18 protein-coding genes are annotated in these 18,061 nt (G+C 70.7%); all 18 read right to left on the bottom strand.

The features are described from left to right. A complete protein-coding gene (gene lspA / locus ASG45_RS08565) occupies nt 1-588 on the bottom strand; it encodes a signal peptidase II (RefSeq protein ID WP_055835556.1) in 588 nt (195 codons plus the stop codon). 9 nt (nt 589-597) lie between these two features. Beyond that, on the bottom strand, nt 598-1,230 hold the full coding sequence (locus ASG45_RS08560; RefSeq protein ID WP_055835553.1) for a DivIVA domain-containing protein: 633 nt from the start codon (nt 1,228-1,230) through the stop codon (nt 598-600). Nucleotides 1,231-1,351: 121 nt separating this feature from the next. Further along, nucleotides 1,352-1,654 carry a YggT family protein gene (locus tag ASG45_RS08555; protein ID WP_055835550.1) on the bottom strand — a complete coding sequence of 101 codons (303 nt, stop codon included), beginning with the start codon at nt 1,652-1,654 and terminating at the stop codon, nt 1,352-1,354. Nucleotides 1,655-1,660: 6 nt separating this feature from the next. After that, nucleotides 1,661-2,131 carry a cell division protein SepF gene (locus ASG45_RS08550; protein WP_055835547.1) on the bottom strand — a complete coding sequence of 157 codons (471 nt, stop codon included), beginning with the start codon at nt 2,129-2,131 and terminating at the stop codon, nt 1,661-1,663. A gap of 31 nt (nt 2,132-2,162) precedes the next feature. Then, entirely contained in the window at nt 2,163-2,846 is a 684-nt protein-coding gene (locus ASG45_RS08545; RefSeq protein ID WP_055835544.1) for a YggS family pyridoxal phosphate-dependent enzyme, read from the bottom strand. A gap of 64 nt (nt 2,847-2,910) precedes the next feature. Continuing rightward, nucleotides 2,911-4,110 (bottom strand): cell division protein FtsZ, encoded by a 1,200-nt coding sequence (gene ftsZ, locus ASG45_RS08540; protein WP_055835541.1) that lies wholly within the window; start codon nt 4,108-4,110, stop codon nt 2,911-2,913. A gap of 215 nt (nt 4,111-4,325) precedes the next feature. Beyond that, nucleotides 4,326-5,303, bottom strand: a complete 978-nt coding sequence (locus ASG45_RS08535) for an FtsQ-type POTRA domain-containing protein (protein ID WP_055835538.1) — start codon at nt 5,301-5,303, stop codon at nt 4,326-4,328. 2 nt (nt 5,304-5,305) lie between these two features. Next, nucleotides 5,306-6,712 (bottom strand): UDP-N-acetylmuramate--L-alanine ligase, encoded by a 1,407-nt coding sequence (gene murC / locus ASG45_RS08530; RefSeq protein WP_055835535.1) that lies wholly within the window; start codon nt 6,710-6,712, stop codon nt 5,306-5,308. A 62-nt stretch (nt 6,713-6,774) separates the two neighbouring features. Continuing rightward, nucleotides 6,775-7,848: a UDP-N-acetylglucosamine--N-acetylmuramyl-(pentapeptide) pyrophosphoryl-undecaprenol N-acetylglucosamine transferase gene (locus tag ASG45_RS08525; protein WP_055835532.1), complete on the bottom strand. Its 1,074-nt coding sequence runs from the start codon at nt 7,846-7,848 to the stop codon at nt 6,775-6,777. Between the two features lie 190 nt (nt 7,849-8,038). Further along, the gene (ftsW, locus tag ASG45_RS08520; protein WP_055835531.1) at nt 8,039-9,301 is read right to left on the bottom strand and encodes a putative lipid II flippase FtsW; all 1,263 of its coding nucleotides are present in this window, start codon (nt 9,299-9,301) and stop codon (nt 8,039-8,041) included. A 10-nt stretch (nt 9,302-9,311) separates the two neighbouring features. Then, nucleotides 9,312-10,832, bottom strand: a complete 1,521-nt coding sequence (murD, locus tag ASG45_RS08515; protein WP_055835528.1) for a UDP-N-acetylmuramoyl-L-alanine--D-glutamate ligase — start codon at nt 10,830-10,832, stop codon at nt 9,312-9,314. Next, nucleotides 10,829-11,935, bottom strand: a complete 1,107-nt coding sequence (mraY, locus tag ASG45_RS08510) for a phospho-N-acetylmuramoyl-pentapeptide-transferase (RefSeq protein ID WP_055835525.1) — start codon at nt 11,933-11,935, stop codon at nt 10,829-10,831. Before mraY ends, murD begins: the two co-directional genes overlap by 4 nt. Continuing rightward, complete coding sequence (locus ASG45_RS08505) at nt 11,932-13,344, bottom strand: UDP-N-acetylmuramoyl-tripeptide--D-alanyl-D-alanine ligase (RefSeq protein WP_055835523.1); 1,413 nt, start codon at nt 13,342-13,344, stop codon at nt 11,932-11,934. Before ASG45_RS08505 ends, mraY begins: the two co-directional genes overlap by 4 nt. A gap of 64 nt (nt 13,345-13,408) precedes the next feature. Then, nucleotides 13,409-15,202 carry a peptidoglycan D,D-transpeptidase FtsI family protein gene (locus tag ASG45_RS08500; RefSeq protein WP_055835520.1) on the bottom strand — a complete coding sequence of 598 codons (1,794 nt, stop codon included), beginning with the start codon at nt 15,200-15,202 and terminating at the stop codon, nt 13,409-13,411. 5 nt (nt 15,203-15,207) lie between these two features. Then, the gene (locus ASG45_RS08495; protein WP_055835517.1) at nt 15,208-15,837 is read right to left on the bottom strand and encodes a hypothetical protein; all 630 of its coding nucleotides are present in this window, start codon (nt 15,835-15,837) and stop codon (nt 15,208-15,210) included. Beyond that, nucleotides 15,834-16,787, bottom strand: a complete 954-nt coding sequence (gene rsmH, locus ASG45_RS08490; protein ID WP_055835514.1) for a 16S rRNA (cytosine(1402)-N(4))-methyltransferase RsmH — start codon at nt 16,785-16,787, stop codon at nt 15,834-15,836. The genes ASG45_RS08495 and rsmH overlap by 4 nt, the downstream gene beginning before the upstream one ends. A 99-nt stretch (nt 16,788-16,886) precedes the next feature. After that, nucleotides 16,887-17,318, bottom strand: coding sequence for a division/cell wall cluster transcriptional repressor MraZ (gene mraZ / locus ASG45_RS08485; protein ID WP_055835511.1), 432 nt, complete (start codon nt 17,316-17,318; stop codon nt 16,887-16,889). Between the two features lie 331 nt (nt 17,319-17,649). Then, on the bottom strand, nt 17,650-18,036 hold the full coding sequence (locus tag ASG45_RS08480; protein ID WP_055835507.1) for a DUF3040 domain-containing protein: 387 nt from the start codon (nt 18,034-18,036) through the stop codon (nt 17,650-17,652). Between the last annotated feature and the right edge of the window lie 25 nt (nt 18,037-18,061).

Below are 18,061 nucleotides of genomic sequence, written 5' to 3'. Positions count from 1 at the left end.
TCAGCGCGCACCCGTGTCGGTCGACGCATCGACGACGCCGTCGTCTGCAGCCGCCTCGGCGGCGCGCGACGCGCGGGTTTCACGGGTGCCGTCGAGTCGCAGACCCGAGAGGACGAGGATCGCCACCGAGATCATCATCGAGACGATGAAGATGTCGGCGACGTTGTAGATGGCCGGCATCATCCACGGGGTGGAGATGAAGTCCACGACGTGGCCGACCGGGAAGCCGGGCTCGCGGAGCAGGCGGTCGGTGAGGTTGCCGAGGACACCGCCGAGGAGCAGGCCGAGCACGACGGCCCACAGGCGCGAGCGCACCCGTCGGACCGCGAGATACGCGATGACCACCGCGACCACGGCCAGAGCGATGGTGAACACCCAGGTCACGCTCTCGCCGAGCGAGAAGGCGGCTCCGGGGTTTCGGACGAGGTAGAACTGCAGGGCTTCACCGATCACCGGGACGACGCGCTCCGGGGGGAGGTTGTCGATGGCGACGGTCTTCGCCAACTGGTCGGCGGCCAGCACCACCACCGCGAGAATCGCGATGACGATGCCGGCCGCCGCCGGACGCAGAGGAGATCGACTGCGCAAAGAGTGGTCCTACAGACCGATCGCCGACACCGGCGTCGAGCCCGAGGACGATGCCGTGGTGTCGAGGTCGCGGAGCTGACCCTCGATGTAGGAACGCAGCTGCGAGCGGTAGTCGCGCTCGAAGTTGCGGAGCTCGGTGATGCGTCCCTCGAGCGTGGTGCGCTCCTTCTCGAGACGGGCGCGCTCTTCGCGGCCCTTCTGCTCGGCCTCGGCGACGATGGACGCCGCCTGCGCCTGCGCCTCGCCGATGAGCTGGTCGCGCTGGGCCTTACCCTCGGCGACGTGCTCGTCGTGCAGACGCTGAGCGAGCTCGATGATGCCGGCGCTCTGGGCCACGGGGGCCGCGTCGTCGGCGGTGGAGGCTGCGGGCGAGGCGGCGACGGGAGCCGGAGCCGGCACCTCGGAGACGACGGGCTCCTCGACCTGGGCGGTCTCGGCCACCGGAGCGGCAGCGGCGGGCGCGGCCTCACCGGACTCGAGAGCGGCGAGCTTCGTCTTCAGCTCTTCGTTCTCAGCGATCGTCTTGCGCCACTCGACGACGATCTCGTCGAGGAAGTCGTCGACCTCGTCGGGGTCGAAGCCCTCCTTGAAGCGGACGTGCTGGAACTGCTTGGTGACGACGTCATCGGGGGTCAGTGCCATGGTGTTTCCTCTTTCGAGAGCTCTGAGTCGGAACTGTTAAGGGTGTCGCACCGGGGCGTACCGCTTCGGAACAGCATAGCCGTCGCCCTTCGTCGGTGTCGAAGGGCGACGGCTATGGATGTCAGGCGGCCGCGAGCGACCGGGTGACGCTGAGAAGCATGAAGCAGACGAACAGGGTGATCGCGAAACCGAAATCGAACGCGATACCCCCGATGCGCAGGGGGGGAATGATGCGGCGGATCAGCTTGATCGGCGGATCCGTCACGGTGTAGACGATCTCTGCGGCCACCAGGGTGGCGCCACGCGGACGCCATTCCCGGTTGAACATCGGGATGTACTCGAGCACGAGGCGCGCGAGCAGCAGGACGATGTAGATGAACAGGATCGCGCTGAGGATCGAGCCGACCAGGCTCAGTACGGCCACGAGGGGTTACTGGGGCGCGAAGGGCGCACCCTCGGGGTCGGCCTGTGCGATCGCTCCATCGCCGGAGACGGCGATGTTCTCGGGCGAGAGCAGGAAGACCTTGCTCGTCACCCGCTCGATACGGCCGTACAGCCCGAGCGACAGGCCGCTCGCGAAGTCGATCAGGCGACGCGCGTCGGCGTCGCTCATCTGCGACAGGTTGATGATGACCGGGATTCCCTCGCGGAAATTCTCGGCGATCGTCTGCGCATCCCGGTACTGCTTGGGGTGCACGGTGAGGATCTCGCTGACGGGGCCCACCGAGGGCTGACGCACCACGGCGGGACGGTGCAGCGGGGTCACCGGAGCAGCCTTCTCGACCGGAGCCGTCTGCTGAGGCTGCTTCCGCGCAATGGGCTGCGGCGCAGTCTCCTCATAGGTCTCTTCCTCGTCGGCGAGGCCCAGGTACACCATCGTCTTCTTGAGGGGGTTCGACATCGCATCCTCCGTTCGCTCGTCTGATCCGAGGCTAGTCGCGCGGGGGCCTCGGGCCCGTGATTGCGGAACCGATCCTCAGGTGTGTCGCGCCCATTGCCACGGCTTCCGGGAAGTCACCGGTCATTCCGGCCGAGATCCAGTGCGCGTCGTCGACCACCCGGCGCACGGCGTCGGACGAGCGGCGCAGACGCTCGAAGGCGTGAGCGGCCTCTTCGTCGAGCGGGGCGACGGCCATGACACCCCGCAGGCGCACCGTCTCGAGCCCCGCGACATGGGCGGCGAGCTTCTCGACCCCGTCGGGTGCCACCCCTCCGCGACCGGCGTCGTCGGTGAGGTTCACCTGCAACAGGACGTCCAGGATGCCGTCGCCCTCGGCCGCGTCGAGGGCGTCGGCGATCCGCGTCCGGTCGACGGAGTGCACGGCGTGCGACGCCGCCCGCACCGCGCGGGCCTTGTTCGTCTGCGCCTGGCCGATGAAATGCCAGACGAGACCGTCGAGCCCGCCGGTCTCGGCTCGCTTGGCGGTGAGCTCCTGCTGGCGGTTCTCCCCCACGTCGCGTACCCCGAGGGCGTACAGGTCGGCGATGAGCGACACGGGGTGGAACTTCGTCACGACGATCCGCGTGATCTCGTGCGGGTCACGATGCGCCGCGCGGGCGGCATCCGCGATGCGGGCGTCGACGGCGGCGAGGCGATCGGACAGGGCGGCATCCATGGTGCTCCTTCGACGACGCAGCGGGCCCGGTGATCACCGGACCCGCTGCATCTAACGCTCGTGCTTACTTGAGGAAGTCCGGCACGTCGAGGTCGTCGTCGGCGTAACCGCTGTCGTACGACGTCTCGGGAACGCGGGCGGCGACCGGGGCCGGCTCCGGGCGACGCTCGGGGGCGCGCTCGGCGGGGCGATCGGTCGAGGCCTTCTGCTCCTCGGCGGCGTCGAGATCGCGCGCGACGTCGTCGCTCGGGATCACGGGCACCACGGGGGCGGCGACCGAACGCTGCGCTCCGACGGCGTCGATGCGCAGCGAGGGCTCTCCCCCGTCGAATCCGGCGGCGATGACCGTGACACGCACCTCGTCGCCGAGGGTGTCGTCGATGACCGTTCCGAAGATGATGTTGGCCTCGGGGTGCGCGGCCTCCTTCACCAGCTGGGCGGCGTCGTTGATCTCGAAGATGCCGAGGTTCGATCCGCCCTGGATCGACAGCAGCACACCGTGCGCACCCTCGATCGAGGCCTCGAGCAGGGGCGATTCGACGGCGAGCTCGGCGGCCTTGATGGCGCGATCCGCTCCCCGCGCCGAGCCGATGCCCATGAGGGCCGAGCCCGCGCCCTGCATGACCGACTTCACGTCGGCGAAGTCGAGGTTGATGAGACCGGGGGTCGTGATGAGGTCGGTGATGCCCTGCACACCGGCGAGCAGCACCTGGTCGGCGGTCGCGAAGGCCTCGATCATCGAGATGCCGCGGTCGCTGATCTCGAGCAGACGGTCGTTGGGGACGACGATGAGGGTGTCGACCTCTTCCTTCAGGCGTCCGACGCCGGCCTCGGCCTGGCTCTGTCGGCGACGCCCCTCGAAGGAGAACGGCTTGGTGACCACACCGATGGTGAGGGCGCCGATCGACTTGGCGATCTTGGCGACCACCGGCGCACCGCCGGTGCCCGTGCCGCCGCCCTCGCCCGCGGTGACGAAGACCATGTCGGCGCCGCGCAGCGCCTCTTCGATCTCTTCCGCGTGATCCTCGGCGGCACGACGGCCGACCTCGGGGTCGGCGCCGGCACCGAGGCCGCGCGTGAGCTCGCGTCCGACGTCGAGCTTGACGTCGGCGTCGCTCATCAGCAGCGCCTGTGCGTCGGTGTTGATCGCGATGAACTCCACGCCGCGCAGGCCGAGCTCGATCATGCGGTTGACGGCGTTGACGCCGCCACCGCCGACGCCGACGACCTTGATCACAGCGAGGTAGTTCTGGTTGTGGCTCATGCCGGCCTCCGTTTGTCCCCGAACCCGAAACTTTAAACCTCATGTTGAGGGTTAAAGAATTGCCCGGTATGCAATTCCTTAGCTCGAAGGTATGCGGCCAGCCCGACGCCACCGGGGCGACACGCGGGGCGCCCGACGATCATCGGGAAAATCCCTTCGGCGCGCGCGGACGCGGCAGCGGTCGCGCGCAGACGGTCGCGGAGACCGAGGCGGAATCAGCGGACGACGCCCGCCTCGGGCGAGGTCACGTCGTACTCTTTCGTGCGGTCGGGCGGGCTCTTCGCCATCAGTCGGTCGAGCACGACGGCTTTCTCGGCCGAGCGGTCGGAACTGCCCCAGGCCACACGCGATCCGGTCGCGCCGAGCGTCAGTGTGACGTCGTCGGGGGTCGAGGCCGACACCCCGGTCACCTGCGCGCGCACGGCATCGGGCAACGCCCGCATGACGCGCCCCGCCGCGCGGAACGCGTCGGAATCGGTGCCGCCGGCGATCTCGAGCAGCGGCTGGCCCGCGGGCGCGTCGGGCGTGGTCGACAGGGCGACGCCCGCGGCATCCACCACCGTGAAGCCGGCGGTGCTCTGCAGCACGCCGATGGGAGTGCGTTCCATCACCCGCACGACGAGGTCGTGCGGGGGCCGCGCCTCGAGCGTGTACGACTCCACGAGCGGGAAGCGCACCAGCGCCGCCTTCACGGCGCTGTCGTCGACCAGCGCCAGGGGCGTACCGACCTGCCCGTCGAGGGCGTCGGTGACCGCGGCGACATCGAGCTGCGACGCGCCCACGACCTCGATGCGCTCGACCGCGAACAGGGGGCTGTACGCCGCGCCCGCCGTGCCGAGCACCATGACGAGGAACGCCGCCGCCACCCCGATCCACACGCGCCGGCGCCGACGCTGACGCACCGTGAAGCGCCGCACCTCGGCGGAGAGCGCACGACGACGGGCGCGCGAGGCACGCCAGACGTCGCGCAGGCTCGCGCCCTCGGCATCCGGAGTCGCCGCGAACGACGCGGAGCCGGTCGGCTCGGAACCGTTCGCATCCGAGACGCTCGGCCGCACGAGCGGCACCACGGGCGCGGTCTCGTCGGCGGGATCGGGATGCCGCGTCGGCGGTGCGGAGACGGGCTCGTCGACCCGGCGGCGGGAGGGCTGCTCCGACGCCGGGGGCGGGGGCAGGGGCGACGGCCGGCGCACGCTCAGACCGCCGCGGCCTCGGTGCGGGAGAGCGCCTCGAGCACCTGCGGGATGATCTGGTAGACGTTGCCGCACCCGAGGGTGATGACGTAGTCGCCGGGGCGGGCGATGTCGGCCGTGTAGTCGGCAGCCGCCTGCCAGTCGGGCACGTAGTGCACGTGCGCCGGATCGGCGAAGGCGCCGCTGACGAGCTCGCCCGTCACTCCCGGCACCGGGTCTTCCCGGGCGCCGTAGACGTCGAGCATGACGGTGTGGTCGGCGTGCGTCTCGAGCACCTCGGCGAACTCGCGGTACATCTCCTGCGTGCGCGAGTACGTGTGCGGCTGCTGGATCGCGATGATGCGCCCCTCGCCCACGACCGTGCGCGCGGCGGAGAGGGCCGCGGCGACCTCGGTGGGGTGGTGCGCGTAGTCGTCATAGACGCTGACGCCCTGCGACACCCCGTGCAACTCGAAGCGACGCACCGTGCCGCCGAAGCCCTCGACGGCACGGGCGGCGGCGGCGAGCGGGTGGCCGAGCACGCGCAGCACCGCGACGGCACCCGCGGCGTTGACCGCGTTGTGCGCACCGGGGACGCGCAGCTGCACCTCGACGCTCTCGCCGTCGGCGGTGAGTGTGAAGGCGACGGGGCCGTCGGTGCGGATGCCGGTCAGCCGGACGTCGGCGGAGGGATCCTCGCCGAAGGTGACGACGTGGGCGTGCGTGATGCGCTCGCGCACCGCGCGGGCGCCGGCGTCGTCGGACGAGATGACGACGGCCTCGCGCGCGGCATCGGCGAAGCGGGCGAAGGCGGCGTCGAACGCATCGCGCGAGCCGTAATGGTCGAGGTGGTCGGGGTCGACGTTGGTGATGAGCGCCACCGAGGTGTCGTACAGCTCGAACGTGCCGTCGGACTCGTCGGCCTCGATCACGAACAGCTCGTCGCCCCCCGTGCCGCTGGAGGCGCCGAGGTCGGCGATCACGCCGCCGTTGACGAACGTCGGGTCCTCGTCGAGGGCACGCAGCGCCGTGACGATCATGCCGGTCGACGTGGTCTTGCCGTGCGCGCCGGCGACCGACACGAGACGGCGACCGCCGATGAGCCAGTGCAGCGCCTGCGAGCGGTGGATGACGTGCAGCCCCCGCTGCTTCGCCGTGACGAACTCGGGGTTCTCGGGCCAGATCGCCCCCGTGTGCACGACCGTGTCGGCGTCGCCGAGGTGCGCCGCGTCGTGGCCGACGTGCACCGTGGCTCCGCGCGCGGCGAGGTCGCGCAGCGCCGCGCTGTCGGAGCGATCGGACCCGGACACCCGGATGCCGCGGTCGAGGAACATGCGCGCGAGTCCGGACATGCCCGAGCCGCCGACACCGATGAAGTGCGCGGAGGAGATGGACTCGGGGAGGGGGAGACTCAGGTCGGGTCTGATCATGGCGAATGCGAGTTTACGTCGCCCACCCGGGGCCCAGGCCTCGGCGCGCCCGGGAGCGTGCGTCAGCGGGCGAGCGCCTCGTCGACGAGGGCGATGACGTTCTCGGTCCCGGCCCGGATGCCGGTGCGCGCGGCCGCGGAGCGCATGGTGTTGCGGCGCTCGTCGTCGCGCAGCAGCGGCACCACCTCGCTCCGCACGCGCTCGGGGGTGAGGTCCGCGTCGTCGATGAGCAGGGCGGCGCCCGCGCGGACCGCCGCCGCGGCGTTCAGCCGCTGCTCGCCGTTGCCGACGGCGTAGGGAACGTACACGGCGGGGATGCCGAGAGCGCTGATCTCGCTCACGGTGGCCGCACCCGAGCGAGAGACGATGAAGTCGGCGAGGGCGAACGCGAGGTCCATGCGGTCGACGTACCGCACGACGGCGTACCCGTCGACGCCGGGGTCGGGCAGGTCGGAGTTCTGCCCGGTGACGTGCAGCAGCTGCCAACCGGCGTCGAGCACGTCTCGCCATGCCTCGCCGAACGCCGCGTTCAGTCGCAACGCCCCGAGCGAGCCGCCGAAGACGAGGAGCGTGGGGCGGGCGGCATCCAACCCGAAATGGGTGGCGGCCTCGTCGCGGAGGGCCGCGGGGTCGAGCTCGACGATCTCGCGCCGCAGCGGCATGCCCACCACGCGCGCGCCGCGCAGCGGTGTGTCCTCGAAGGCCACGCCCACCCCCGCCGCCCCCCGCGCTCCGAGCACGTTCGCCAGCCCCGGCTTGGCGTTGGCCTCGTGCACCACGAAGGGCACCCGCTCGCGGCGCGCCGCGACGTACGCGGGGGCAGCGGCATACCCGCCGAAGCCCACCACGACGTCGACACCACGCTCGCGGATCAGGCGGCGCACCACCGCGACCGCCCGCAGGAACTGGGCCGGGAACACGGCCGCTGCCCGGTTGGGTCGACGCGGGAACGGCACCTTCGCCACCGTGAGCAGCTCGTAGCCCCGCAGCGGCACGAGGCGGGCCTCGAGACCCTCGCGGGTGCCCAGCACCAGCACGTCGGCCGACGCATCGCGCGCGCGCAGACCGTCGGCGACGGCGAGGAGGGGGTTCACGTGCCCGGCGGTACCGCCGCCGGCGAGGAGGTAAGTCGTCACCGTACGACCCTAGCCAGAACCGCGGAGCGTTCCGCGCGAGGCGGACACGGGTGGGCTGTTCGCCCACTCAGCGACGCGGGAGCGCGTTCCGGGCGGCGCGGGGCGCGGCCGGGTGCGCTGTTCGCCTACTCAGAGACGCGGGAGCGCGTTCCGGACGGCGCGGTGCGGCCCGGCGCCGACTCCCCGCGTCTCAGCGCGTGCGGGTCTTCGTCGCCGGGGCGGTCGCCGCACGGCGCCGCGGGGCGCGCGCGGGAAGCTCGGCGACGGCGCGGCGGTCGGGCAGCGTGCGCGCGCACGACAGCAGCACGCCGCAGGCGATGAGCACCGACAGCAGCGAGGTTCCACCCTGCGACATGAACGGCAACGGGACACCCAGCACGGGGAACACGCGCAGCACGACCGCGACGTTGATCAGTGCCTGGCCGATGATCCAGATGGTGATCGCGCCGCACACGATGCGCACGAACGGGTCGTCGGTGCGGCGGATGATGTGGAACGCCCCCACGGCGAAGAGCGCGAACAGCGCGAGCACGACGATGCAGCCGATCAGACCGAGCTCCTCGCCGACGATGGCGAAGATGTAGTCGTTCGCCGCGGCCGGGAGCCAGTCGTACTTCTCGGCCGAGTTGCCCAGGCCCACCCCGAACACTCCCCCGGCGGCCAGACCCCAGATGCCGTGCAGCGGCTGGTAGCAGTCGCCGAGGTAGTTCGCGATGCAGTCCTGGTCGAGGAAGCTCATGATGCGCCGCATGCGGTCGGCGCTGGTGATGGCGAGCATCGCCACCGCCCCGATCGCCCCGATCGCCGGCAGCAGGAAGATGCGCAGTCGCACCCCCGAGAAGAACAGCGCCCCGAGCAGCACGAGCACGAGGATCATGGCGGTACCGAGGTCTTTGCCCCCCATGACGGTGGCGATGACGAGCGCCCCCACCGGAACGATGGGGATGAAGACGTGGCGCCAGTTGCCGAGCAGCGTCTGCTTGCGGAAGAGCACGTAGCCCAGCCACAGCGCGAGCGCGAGTTTGAGGAACTCCGCGGGCTGGGCCTGGATACCCGCGAGGTTGATCCAGTTGCGGTTTCCGTTGGCCGAGATGCCCAGCGGGGTGAACACCAGCAGCTGGAACATCGTGGCCAGGATCAACGCCGGCCACGCCATGCGCTTCCAGAACTTCAGCGGGGCGCGGCTGAGCACGAACATCAGGGGGATGCCGATGACGGCGAACACGCCCTGCTTGAGCACGTGCTCGAACGGGCTCTGCGCACCGTCGAGAGCCGAGGTGGCCGACAGCACCATCACCAGGCCGAAGCCGGTGAGCAGGAGCGCCGCCGACGTGATGAGCAGGAACTCGCTCGGCACCGGCCGGAAGGCCCGACCGAGCGACACCCGCGCCGCGAGACCCGCGCGGGCGGGCTCGTCGGGGGTCTGCCGGGAACGAGGCGCCGTCGTGGTCACGCGTGTCCCCTCAGTCCTGCGATCGAGATGCTCCGTCGTCGTGCCGCGAGATCCACGTCCGCACCGCGTCGGCGAAGCGTTCGCCGCGGTCGGAGTAGGACGAGAACTGATCGAACGACGCCGCTGCCGGGGCGAGGAGAACCGTGTCTCCGTCCCGGGCGACGGCCGCCGCCAGTTCCACGACCTGCGCCATGACGTCTTCAGTCTCGGCGTGGTCGACCTCGAACAGCGGCACCGCGGGGGCGTGTCGCGCGAACGCCGCGACGATATCGTCGCGCACCGTGCCGATCACGATCGCGGCGCGCACCGCACCACCGCGGGCGCGGACGAGTTCGCCGAGGTCGACGCCCTTCAGCAGACCCCCGACGATCCAGACCGAGCCCGGGTACGCGGCGAGCGACGAGGCCGCCGCGTGCGGGTTGGTCGCCTTCGAGTCGTCGACCCAGGTGACGCCCGCGTGAGCGCCGACGACCTGGATGCGGTGCGGATCGAGACGGAACCGCTCGAGCGCGTCGTGGATCTGCGCCGGCGTCGCGCCGAGCGAGCGCGCGAGGGCGCTCGCGGCGAGGATGTTGGAGACGACGTGGGGGGCGGCGAGGCCGCGGGCGGCCAGGTCGGCGACGGTCGTCAGCTCGAGGGCCGAGGTGGCGCGCTCCTCGAGGAAGGCGCGGTCGACCAGGATGCCGTTGACCACACCGACGTCGCTCGGCCCCGGAACGCCCAGGTCGAAGCCGACGGCGCGGGCGCCCTCGACGACCTCGGCGTCTTCGACCATCTCGCGGGTGGCGTCGTCGGCCTTGTTGTAGACGCACGCCACGCGCGTGCGGGCGTAGACGCCGGCCTTGGCGTCGCGGTAGGCGTCGGCCCCGCCGTGCCACTCGAGGTGGTCGTCGGCGAGGTTGAGGCACACCGCCGCGTGCGGCGACAGCGCGTCGTCGCCGGTCTGCAGGTTGAGGTACCAGAGCTGGTGGCTCGACAGCTCGACGACGAGCACGTCGAACCCGTTGGGATCGCGCACGGCATCGAGCACCGGGGTGCCGATGTTGCCCACGGGAGCGGCGCGCAGGCCCGCCGCCACGAGCATCTCGGCCGTGAGCCGGGTCGTGGTGGTCTTGCCGTTGGTGCCGGTGATGAGCACCCAGTCGGCGGGGCGGCCGTCGGGACGCACCACCTTGTCGCGCACGCGCCACGCGAGCTCGACGTCGCCCCAGAGCGCGATGCCCTGCTCCTGAGTCCACCGGATGACGGGGTGGTGGGGCGCGAATCCGGGCGAGGCCACGACCACGTCGGGCGCGAACGCGGTGAGCTCGTGCGGGACGGTGTCGAGCGGGCCCTCGTGCAGCCGCACGCCGAGCACGGGCAGCAACCGCGAGTACTCGGCATCCGCCCGCTCGGTCACCACGAGCACGTCGGCGCCGAGCTCGCTGAGCGTGTCGGCGGCCGAGAACCCGGTGACCGACAGGCCGAGCACGACGACGCGCAGGCCCTTCCAGTCGGCGTGCCAGCTGGTGAGGGAGGCGAGAGAGGTCATACGCGTGCGAGCCATTCGACGTAGAAGAAACCGATGCCGGAGACGGCGAGGAGCCCCGCGATGATCCACATGCGCACCACGATGGTGACCTCGGGCCACCCCCTCATCTCGAGGTGGTGGTGCAGCGGACTCATGAGGAACAGGCGCTTGCCGCGCGTGATCTTGAAGTACGCGCGCTGCAGGATGACCGACCCCGACGCGATGACGTAGACGCCGGCGATGAGCACGAGCAGCAGTTCGGTGCGGGTGAAGATCGCCATCGCGGCGATGACGCCGCCGATGGCCATCGACCCGCAGTCGCCCATGAAGACCTTGGCCTTGGGGGCGTTCCACCAGAGGAATCCGACCAGGGCGCCCACGAACGACGCCGAGACGATGGCGAGGTCGAACGGGTCGCGGACGGCATAGCATCCGGCCTGCACCGAGGCGTCGAGCACGTCGGCGCACATCTGCTTGTTCTGCCAGAAGGCCATCAGGCTGTACGCGCCGACGACGAAGATGCCCGATCCCGCGGCCAACCCGTCCAGGCCGTCGGCGACGTTGACGGAGTTCGACGCCGCCGTGCCGATGAGCGAGATCCACGCGAGGTACAGCAGCCACCCGAGGATCGGGCCGAGGGCGAACAGCGACAGCACCTGGATGTCGCGGAAGACCGAGATGTACTCGGACGCGGGGGCCTGGCCGAAGGCGTTCCGGGCGTTCAGCGCCACGATCGCGAAGGGGACGACGACGATGACCTGGCCGGCGATCTTGCGCCAGCCCGAGAGGCCGAGACTGCGCTGCTGGCGGATCTTCATGTAGTCGTCGATGAAGCCGACCACGCCGAAGCCGAGCATGAGCCACAGCACGAGCAGGCCCGAGATCGTGGGCGGGTTGTTGCCCGCGTACGAGCCGATGAAGTAGCCGATCATCGTGCCGAGGATGAAGATCGTGCCGCCCATGGTGGGCGTGCCGCGCTTGGCCCCGTGCGAGGGGTTGTGCACGTTCTCGGGCGTGCGGATGACCTGACCCCAGCCCCACTTCCGGAACCACCGGAGGAACACCGGGGTGAGGAAGAGGGTGAAGGCCAGCGAGATCGCCGCCGACGTCAGAAGTGATCTCACGCGAACAAGTCTCCCAGACGGTCGCCGAGATGCCGGAGCCCCGCCGAGTTCGACGACTTCACCAGCACGCGGTCACCGTCGCGCAGTTCGGTCGAGAGATAGTCGTAGGCGGCGTCGGCGTCGGCGAAGAAGACCGCCTCGCCGTCCCAGGACCCCTGGGCGATGGCCTCGAGGAACATGCGCCGCGCCTCGGGCCCCACGATGACGATGCGCTGGATGCGCAGGCGCACCGCGAGCAGGCCCACGCGATCGTGCTCCTCGTCGGCGTACTCCCCGAGCTCGCTCATCGCGCCGAGGACCGCGACCGTGCGCTCGTCGGGCCCGGTGATCTGCGCGAGGGTACGAAGAGCTGCGGCCATGGAGTCGGGGCTGGCGTTGTACGCGTCGTTGATGATGCGCACCCGGTCGGAGCCGAGCGGCTGCATGCGCCACCGCTCGGCGATCTCGACGGTCTCGAGTCGCGCGATCGCGTCGGCCGCCGACACGCCGAGGGCGATGGCCGCCGTGAGGGCCGCGAGAGCGTTCATGACGTGGTGCTCGCCGAGCACGTGCAGGGTGAGGGTGTGGGGCTCGCCGTCGACCAGCAGATCGGCGCGGGTGCCGGATGCCGAGACCTCGACGTCGACGGCCCGCACCTGCGCGCGCTCGCCCCGGCCGAACCACCGCACCTCGAGGTCGCGCTCGCGCGCGATCGGCTCCATCGCGGCGACCCGGGGGTCGTCGGCGTTGAGCACGGCGAGGCCGCCGGGACGCGTCGCCCGCACGAGCTCGCTCTTGGCGTGGAAGGTCGACTCGATGCCGCCGAAGCCCCCGGCGTGCGCCATGCCGACCATCAGCACGACGCCGATGTCGGGGGTGACGAGGCCGGCGAGGTGGGCGATGGCCCCGGGGCCGCTCGCGCCGAACTCGCTCACGAGGTAGCGGGTGTCGTCGGTGACGCGGAGCATCGTGAGAGGAGCGCCGACCTCGTTGTTGAACGAGGCGCGGGGCGAGACGGTGTCGCCCTCGTCGGAGAGGATGCGGGCCAGCAGGTTCTTGGTCGTCGTCTTGCCGTTGGAGCCGGTGATGCCGACGATCCTCAGGTCTCCCCCGGCGCGTACGCGACCCACGACGTCGCGGGCGAGGTCGCTGAGCGCGGCCACGGCGTCGGCGACGACGATCTGGCTCACCGCGTCGTCGAGCTCGCGTTCCACGATCGCCAGCGCCGCCCCGCGCTCGACCGCGGCGGCGACGAACAGGTGGCCGTCGGTGGCCTCGCCGGGCTTGGCGACGAAGATGCCGCCGGGCTCGATCAGGCGCGAGTCGGTGTCGACGTCGCCCGAGACGGTGGTGTCGGGGGTGTCGGTGCCGCGGACGACGAGGCGCCCGCCGAGCACGTCGGCGAGGTGGGAGAGGCTGGTGGAGATCATTGCTGTGCGGACGCCCTTTCCGTGTCGCATTCGTTACCGAGACGAGACCGGCGTCGGCGGTGTCTCAGCCGAACTTGGGCAGTTCGGGGGTCGTGGTTCCGGACGGGATCACGCGGTAGGTCTTGAGAACCTGCGTGAGGGCCTTCTGGAACGCGGGGGCGGTGGCCGCCGACGATTTTACCGTCCGCGGTTCGTCGAGGTTGACCGCGACGACGTACTGCGGGTCGTCGGCGGGCGCGAAGCCGATCATGGTCGTGAAGTACGCGTCGGGCTTGTACGCCCCGGTGTTCTCGTCGACCTTCTCGCCGGTTCCGGTCTTGATCGCGATGCGGTAGCCGGGGATGGCGATCTTCGAGGCCAGCTCGCCCTGGGTGGCGACGTTCTCGAGCATGAGCGACACCGCGCGCGCGGTGTCGGTGGAGACCACCTGCGTGCCCTCGGTCGACGGGACGTCGGTGACGGTGCCGTCGGCGGCGGTGCACCCCTCGACCAACGACAGCGGCATCTTGAGCCCGCCGTTGGCGATGGTCTGGTACGCGCCCACGAGCTGCGGCACGGTGACCGACAGGCCCTGACCGAAGGTGGTGTTGTAGAACGTCTGCGTGTCCCAGTCCTGGGCCGGGTGCAGGATGCCGCCGGATTCGCCCGGGAAGTCGATCGCGCTGAGCGAGCCCATGCCGAACTTCTGCAGGTAGTCGTAGCGCGTCTCTTTGGGGATCATCTCGCCGAACTTCGAGATGCCGACGTTCGAGGAGTCGATGAGCACGCCCGCGGGCGTGTAGACGTTGGGGCCGTGCGAGAACGCGTCGGAGACGCGGGCGTCGCCGCCGAGCACCTCGCGCGACGACGCGGTGACGGTGGTCTCGGGCGTGTACGAGCCGCTGTCCAGACCGATCGCGGTGGTGAGCGCCTTGAACGTGGAGCCCGGCTCGAAGGGGCTCGAGAACGCCCGGCTCCCCCGGTCTTCCGACGGGGTCGCGGTGGGGTTGTTCGGGTCGACGGTGGGGTACTCCGCCAGCGCGCGGATCTTGCCCGTCTTGGCCTCGACGACGGTGATCGTGCCGCGCAGCGATCCCGTGTTCTGCACCTGCTCGGCGATGAGCTGGCCCATGTACCACTGCAGGTCGCGATCGACGGTGAGCTTGAGCGTGCCGCCGTCGACCGCGGGCTCGGCCACGGTCTCGGTGCCCGGCAGCACCACGCCGTCACGGCTCTGCTGGAAGACGACCTTGCCGTTGGTGGAGGCGAGGCAGTCGTTGTCGGCCGCCTCCAGCCCGGCGAGGGGCTGACCGTCGCTGCCGACGAAGCCGATGAGGTTTCCGCCGACGGCGCCGTCGGGGTACACGCGGCCGGCCTGGGGCGGGAAGCTCAGGAACGGCAGACCGAGGGCGACCAGCGCGCGGTACTGCTCGGTCGAGACGTTCTTGGTGATCATCGCGTAGCGCGAGTCGGGGTTGTCGGCGACGGCGTCGGTGACGCTCGCCTCGACGTCGGCGGCATCCTGCCCCGTGACGGCCGCGATCTTCGCGGCGATCTCGGGCCATCCCGTCGTGGTCTCGTTCTCGTCGTCGTCGCGGGTGGTCACGCCCTTGATCGCGAGCATGGGGTCGACCTGCACGTCGTAGCGGTTCACGCTCGACGCCAGGATCACGCCGTTCTCGTCGACGATCGAGCCGCGCGAGGCGTACTCGACGCGGGAGTTCTGGAGCCCCATGGCGAGCGAGTCGTCGACGTGCTCCTTCGCGTTGACGACCTGGATGTCGACGAGGCGCACCACGAAGGCGAGCAGGACGGTGAGGACGATCGCGAGAGCGACGACGGTGCGACGCCGAGGGGACCGGTGGGTAGTCGTCGTCATGGGTCTCATCGTGTCGCGGGAGTCGGCAGACCGTCGCTGATCGACGGGGGTGTCGCCGATTCGGCGGGGGGCGTGGCGTCGGTGGGGGCCGCCGGGTCCGTCGGCGCCGCCGCCGCCGGGTCCGTCGGCGCCGCGGCCGCGGGGGCGACGGGCGCCTGCGGGTTGGTCACGAGCGGCTTGTCGGCGATCAGGGCGTTGCGCACCGAACCTCGGCCCATGGCATCCACCGACGAGACGGCGTCGGCGGGCTTGTCGCTACCGATGACGGCGCCGTCGCTCAGGCGCAGGTAGGTCGGCGACTCGTCGATGACCATGCCGAGGGCGGCGGCGTTGGCCGCGAGGTACTGGGGCGAGCTGAGCCCGGCGTTGTCGTCGGCGAGGATCTGCTTCTGGTACGTCAGGTCGCGCTGCTGCTGGGTGAGCGACGCGATCTCGAACGAGCTCTGAGTGGTCAGGATGCCGAGACCCATCTGCACGAGCACGATGGCCAGCGCGCCGGTGACGGCGATCACGCCGAACAGGCGGCGCGGAGCGCGGCGACGCGCGGGGGCGACGGCGTGGAGTCGGCGCGGTTCGCGCACCGGCGCCGGGAAATCCGGGAGGAAGTCCGCATCGACGGTCTGGGTGGCACTCATGCGTCCTCCTGGATTCGCTCGGCCGCGCGCAGACGCACGGGGGTGGCTCGGGGGTTGACGGCCCGCTCGTCGTCTCCGGCGAGCTCGGCTCCGCGGACGAGGAGGCGGAACTTCGGCGCGTGCTCGGGCAGCTCGACGGGAAGCCCCCGGGGGGCGGTCGAGGTCGAGGCGTCGGCGAACACCCGCTTGACGAGGCGATCCTCGAGCGACTGGTACGACAGCACGACGATGCGCCCGCCGACCGAGAGGGTGCCGAGGGCCGCGGGGATCGTGCGTTCGAGGACGGAAAGCTCGGCGTTGACCTCGATGCGCAGCGCCTGGAAGACGCGCTTGGCGGGGTGGCGCTCACGCAGCACGGCGGCGGGGGTCGCGGCCTGCAGCACGTCGACCAGCTGACCCGAGCGCTCCAGGGGCGCGACGGCGCGAGCGGCGATGATCGCCCGGGCGTAGCGGCCGGCGAGCTTCTCTTCGCCGTACCGCTCGAAGATGCGACGCAGATCGCCCTCGCCGTAGGTGGCCACCACGTGCGCGGCGGTGATGCCGCTGGTCTGGTCCATGCGCATGTCGAGCGGGGCGTCCTGCGCGTAGGCGAAGCCGCGGGAGGCCTCGTCGAGCTGCAGCGACGAGACTCCGAGATCGAAGAGGATGCCGTCGACCTTCTTCACCCCCGCGGATGCCACGGCCTCGGCGATGCCGTCGTAGACGGTGTGCACGAGGGTGACGCGGTCGCCGAAACGGGCCAGCCGCTCCCCCGCGATGCGCAGGGCGTCGGTGTCGCGATCGAGGCCGATCAGGCGGGTCGTCGGGAAGCGCTCGAGGAAGGCCTCGGAGTGCCCGCCCATGCCCAGCGTGCCGTCGACGAAGACGGAGCCGGGGCGCTGGAGTGCGGGCGCCAGCAACTCGGCGCAGCGTTCGAGAAGGACGGGGGTGTGGATGTCGCGGATGTCCATGATGTCGGGCTCCGAATCCTCGGGCTCTGATGCCCATCCGCAGGACCTGGCGCCGGGGAAGTGCGTCAGGGCGTGCGGCTGGACATCACAGCCGGAGGGTCAGAACAGTCCCGGGATCACCTCCTGCTCCATCTCGGCGTACGTGTCTTCGTTGCTCTCGGCGTAGGCGTTCCAGGCCTCGGCATCCCAGATCTCGGCGTGGGCGCCGACACCCGTGACGACCAGCTCGCGACCGAGCCCGGCGTAGGCGCGCAGCGCCGGGGGAACGGTGATGCGGTTCTGGCTGTCGGGCTTCTCGGCGCTGGCCCCCGAGAGGAACATGCGCAGGAAGTCGCGGGCCTGCTTGTTGCTGAGCGGGGCCTCGCGGATCCGCTCGTGCACGCGCTCGAATTCCTCGGTGCTGAACACGTAGAGGCAGCGGTCCTGCCCCCGGGTGATCACCACTCCGGCTCCGAGATCGTCACGGAACTTCGCGGGCAGGATGACGCGCCCTTTGTCGTCGAGCTTGGGGCTGTGCGTTCCGAGCAGCATTCGAGCGTCCACCCCCTTCGTCCGGCCAGCGAAGTTTCCCCCACTTTACTCCACTGCCCTCCACTTAGCTATCGAATCCTGCGATCTTCCGCGAAGGAATGCCGCCGTGTACTGTTGCTGGCCCTCCCTCGACGGCGCGACGAGATCCGCGTCTTTCCGCGGCTCGAGAACGGTCGAACACCGTGTGAAGACGGCCGGTGGAGCAAAAGGGAGGGGGCACGGCGAAAAAGGGGCACTCCCCCACTCGCCCCATTCCGTCGCAACCCGCTCCCCGGGCGCACGAAAAAGCACCGGCTCGGAAGAGCCGGTGCTGATTCAGGATGCGGGAGGGTCAGTGCCCTTCGCGGCGGCGGTCCCACCGATCGTTCATGCGGTCCATGAACGACGTGCTCGCCGCGCGAGGGGCGCGTGCACCCGAGGCGGAGGCGACGGGCGCCGTGGGAGCCGAACCGCGCATCGGCGTGACGGCGAAGACGACGCCGCCCACCATGAGCAGGAATCCGACGACGCCGATGGCGATGCCGAGGAACCCGGTGTTGAAGCCGATCGACACACCGACCACCAGCGCTCCGAGCCCCGCGAGAACGAGGATCGAGCCGAGGACGATGTTGCGATAGCTCAGGGCGCGACTGGGGGCGGTGACGACATCGGTGTCGTTGCTCATGAGATGGCGCTCCATCTCATCCAGCAGACGCTGCTCCTGTTCGGAGAGTGGCATGCATCCCCCTCTGTTGTTCGGTGCG

The organism is Microbacterium sp. Leaf436 (assembly GCF_001424715.1).
GTDB lineage: Bacteria > Actinomycetota > Actinomycetes > Actinomycetales > Microbacteriaceae > Microbacterium.
The sequence above is the reverse complement of the archived record's forward strand: the minus strand, read 5'-3'. Positions and strand labels throughout refer to the sequence as shown.

Bases quoted from the DNA above. Each gene is read 5' to 3' on its own strand.
- ASG45_RS08495 (WP_055835517.1), bottom strand. From the start codon at position 15,837: ATGAGTGCCACCCAGACCGTCGATGCGGACTTCCTCCCGGATTTCCCG.
- ASG45_RS08550 (WP_055835547.1), bottom strand. From the start codon at position 2,131: ATGTCGAACCCCCTCAAGAAGACGATGGTGTACCTGGGCCTCGCCGAC.
- mraZ (WP_055835511.1), bottom strand. From the start codon at position 17,318: ATGCTGCTCGGAACGCACAGCCCCAAGCTCGACGACAAAGGGCGCGTC.
- ftsZ (WP_055835541.1), bottom strand. From the start codon at position 4,110: ATGAGCCACAACCAGAACTACCTCGCTGTGATCAAGGTCGTCGGCGTC.
- ASG45_RS08500 (WP_055835520.1), bottom strand. From the start codon at position 15,202: ATGACGACGACTACCCACCGGTCCCCTCGGCGTCGCACCGTCGTCGCT.
- ASG45_RS08505 (WP_055835523.1), bottom strand. From the start codon at position 13,344: ATGATCTCCACCAGCCTCTCCCACCTCGCCGACGTGCTCGGCGGGCGC.
- rsmH (WP_055835514.1), bottom strand. From the start codon at position 16,787: ATGGACATCCGCGACATCCACACCCCCGTCCTTCTCGAACGCTGCGCC.
- ASG45_RS08480 (WP_055835507.1), bottom strand. From the start codon at position 18,036: ATGCCACTCTCCGAACAGGAGCAGCGTCTGCTGGATGAGATGGAGCGC.
- murC (WP_055835535.1), bottom strand. From the start codon at position 6,712: ATGATCAGACCCGACCTGAGTCTCCCCCTCCCCGAGTCCATCTCCTCC.
- murD (WP_055835528.1), bottom strand. From the start codon at position 10,832: ATGACCTCTCTCGCCTCCCTCACCAGCTGGCACGCCGACTGGAAGGGC.
- ASG45_RS08545 (WP_055835544.1), bottom strand. From the start codon at position 2,846: ATGGATGCCGCCCTGTCCGATCGCCTCGCCGCCGTCGACGCCCGCATC.
- ASG45_RS08560 (WP_055835553.1), bottom strand. From the start codon at position 1,230: ATGGCACTGACCCCCGATGACGTCGTCACCAAGCAGTTCCAGCACGTC.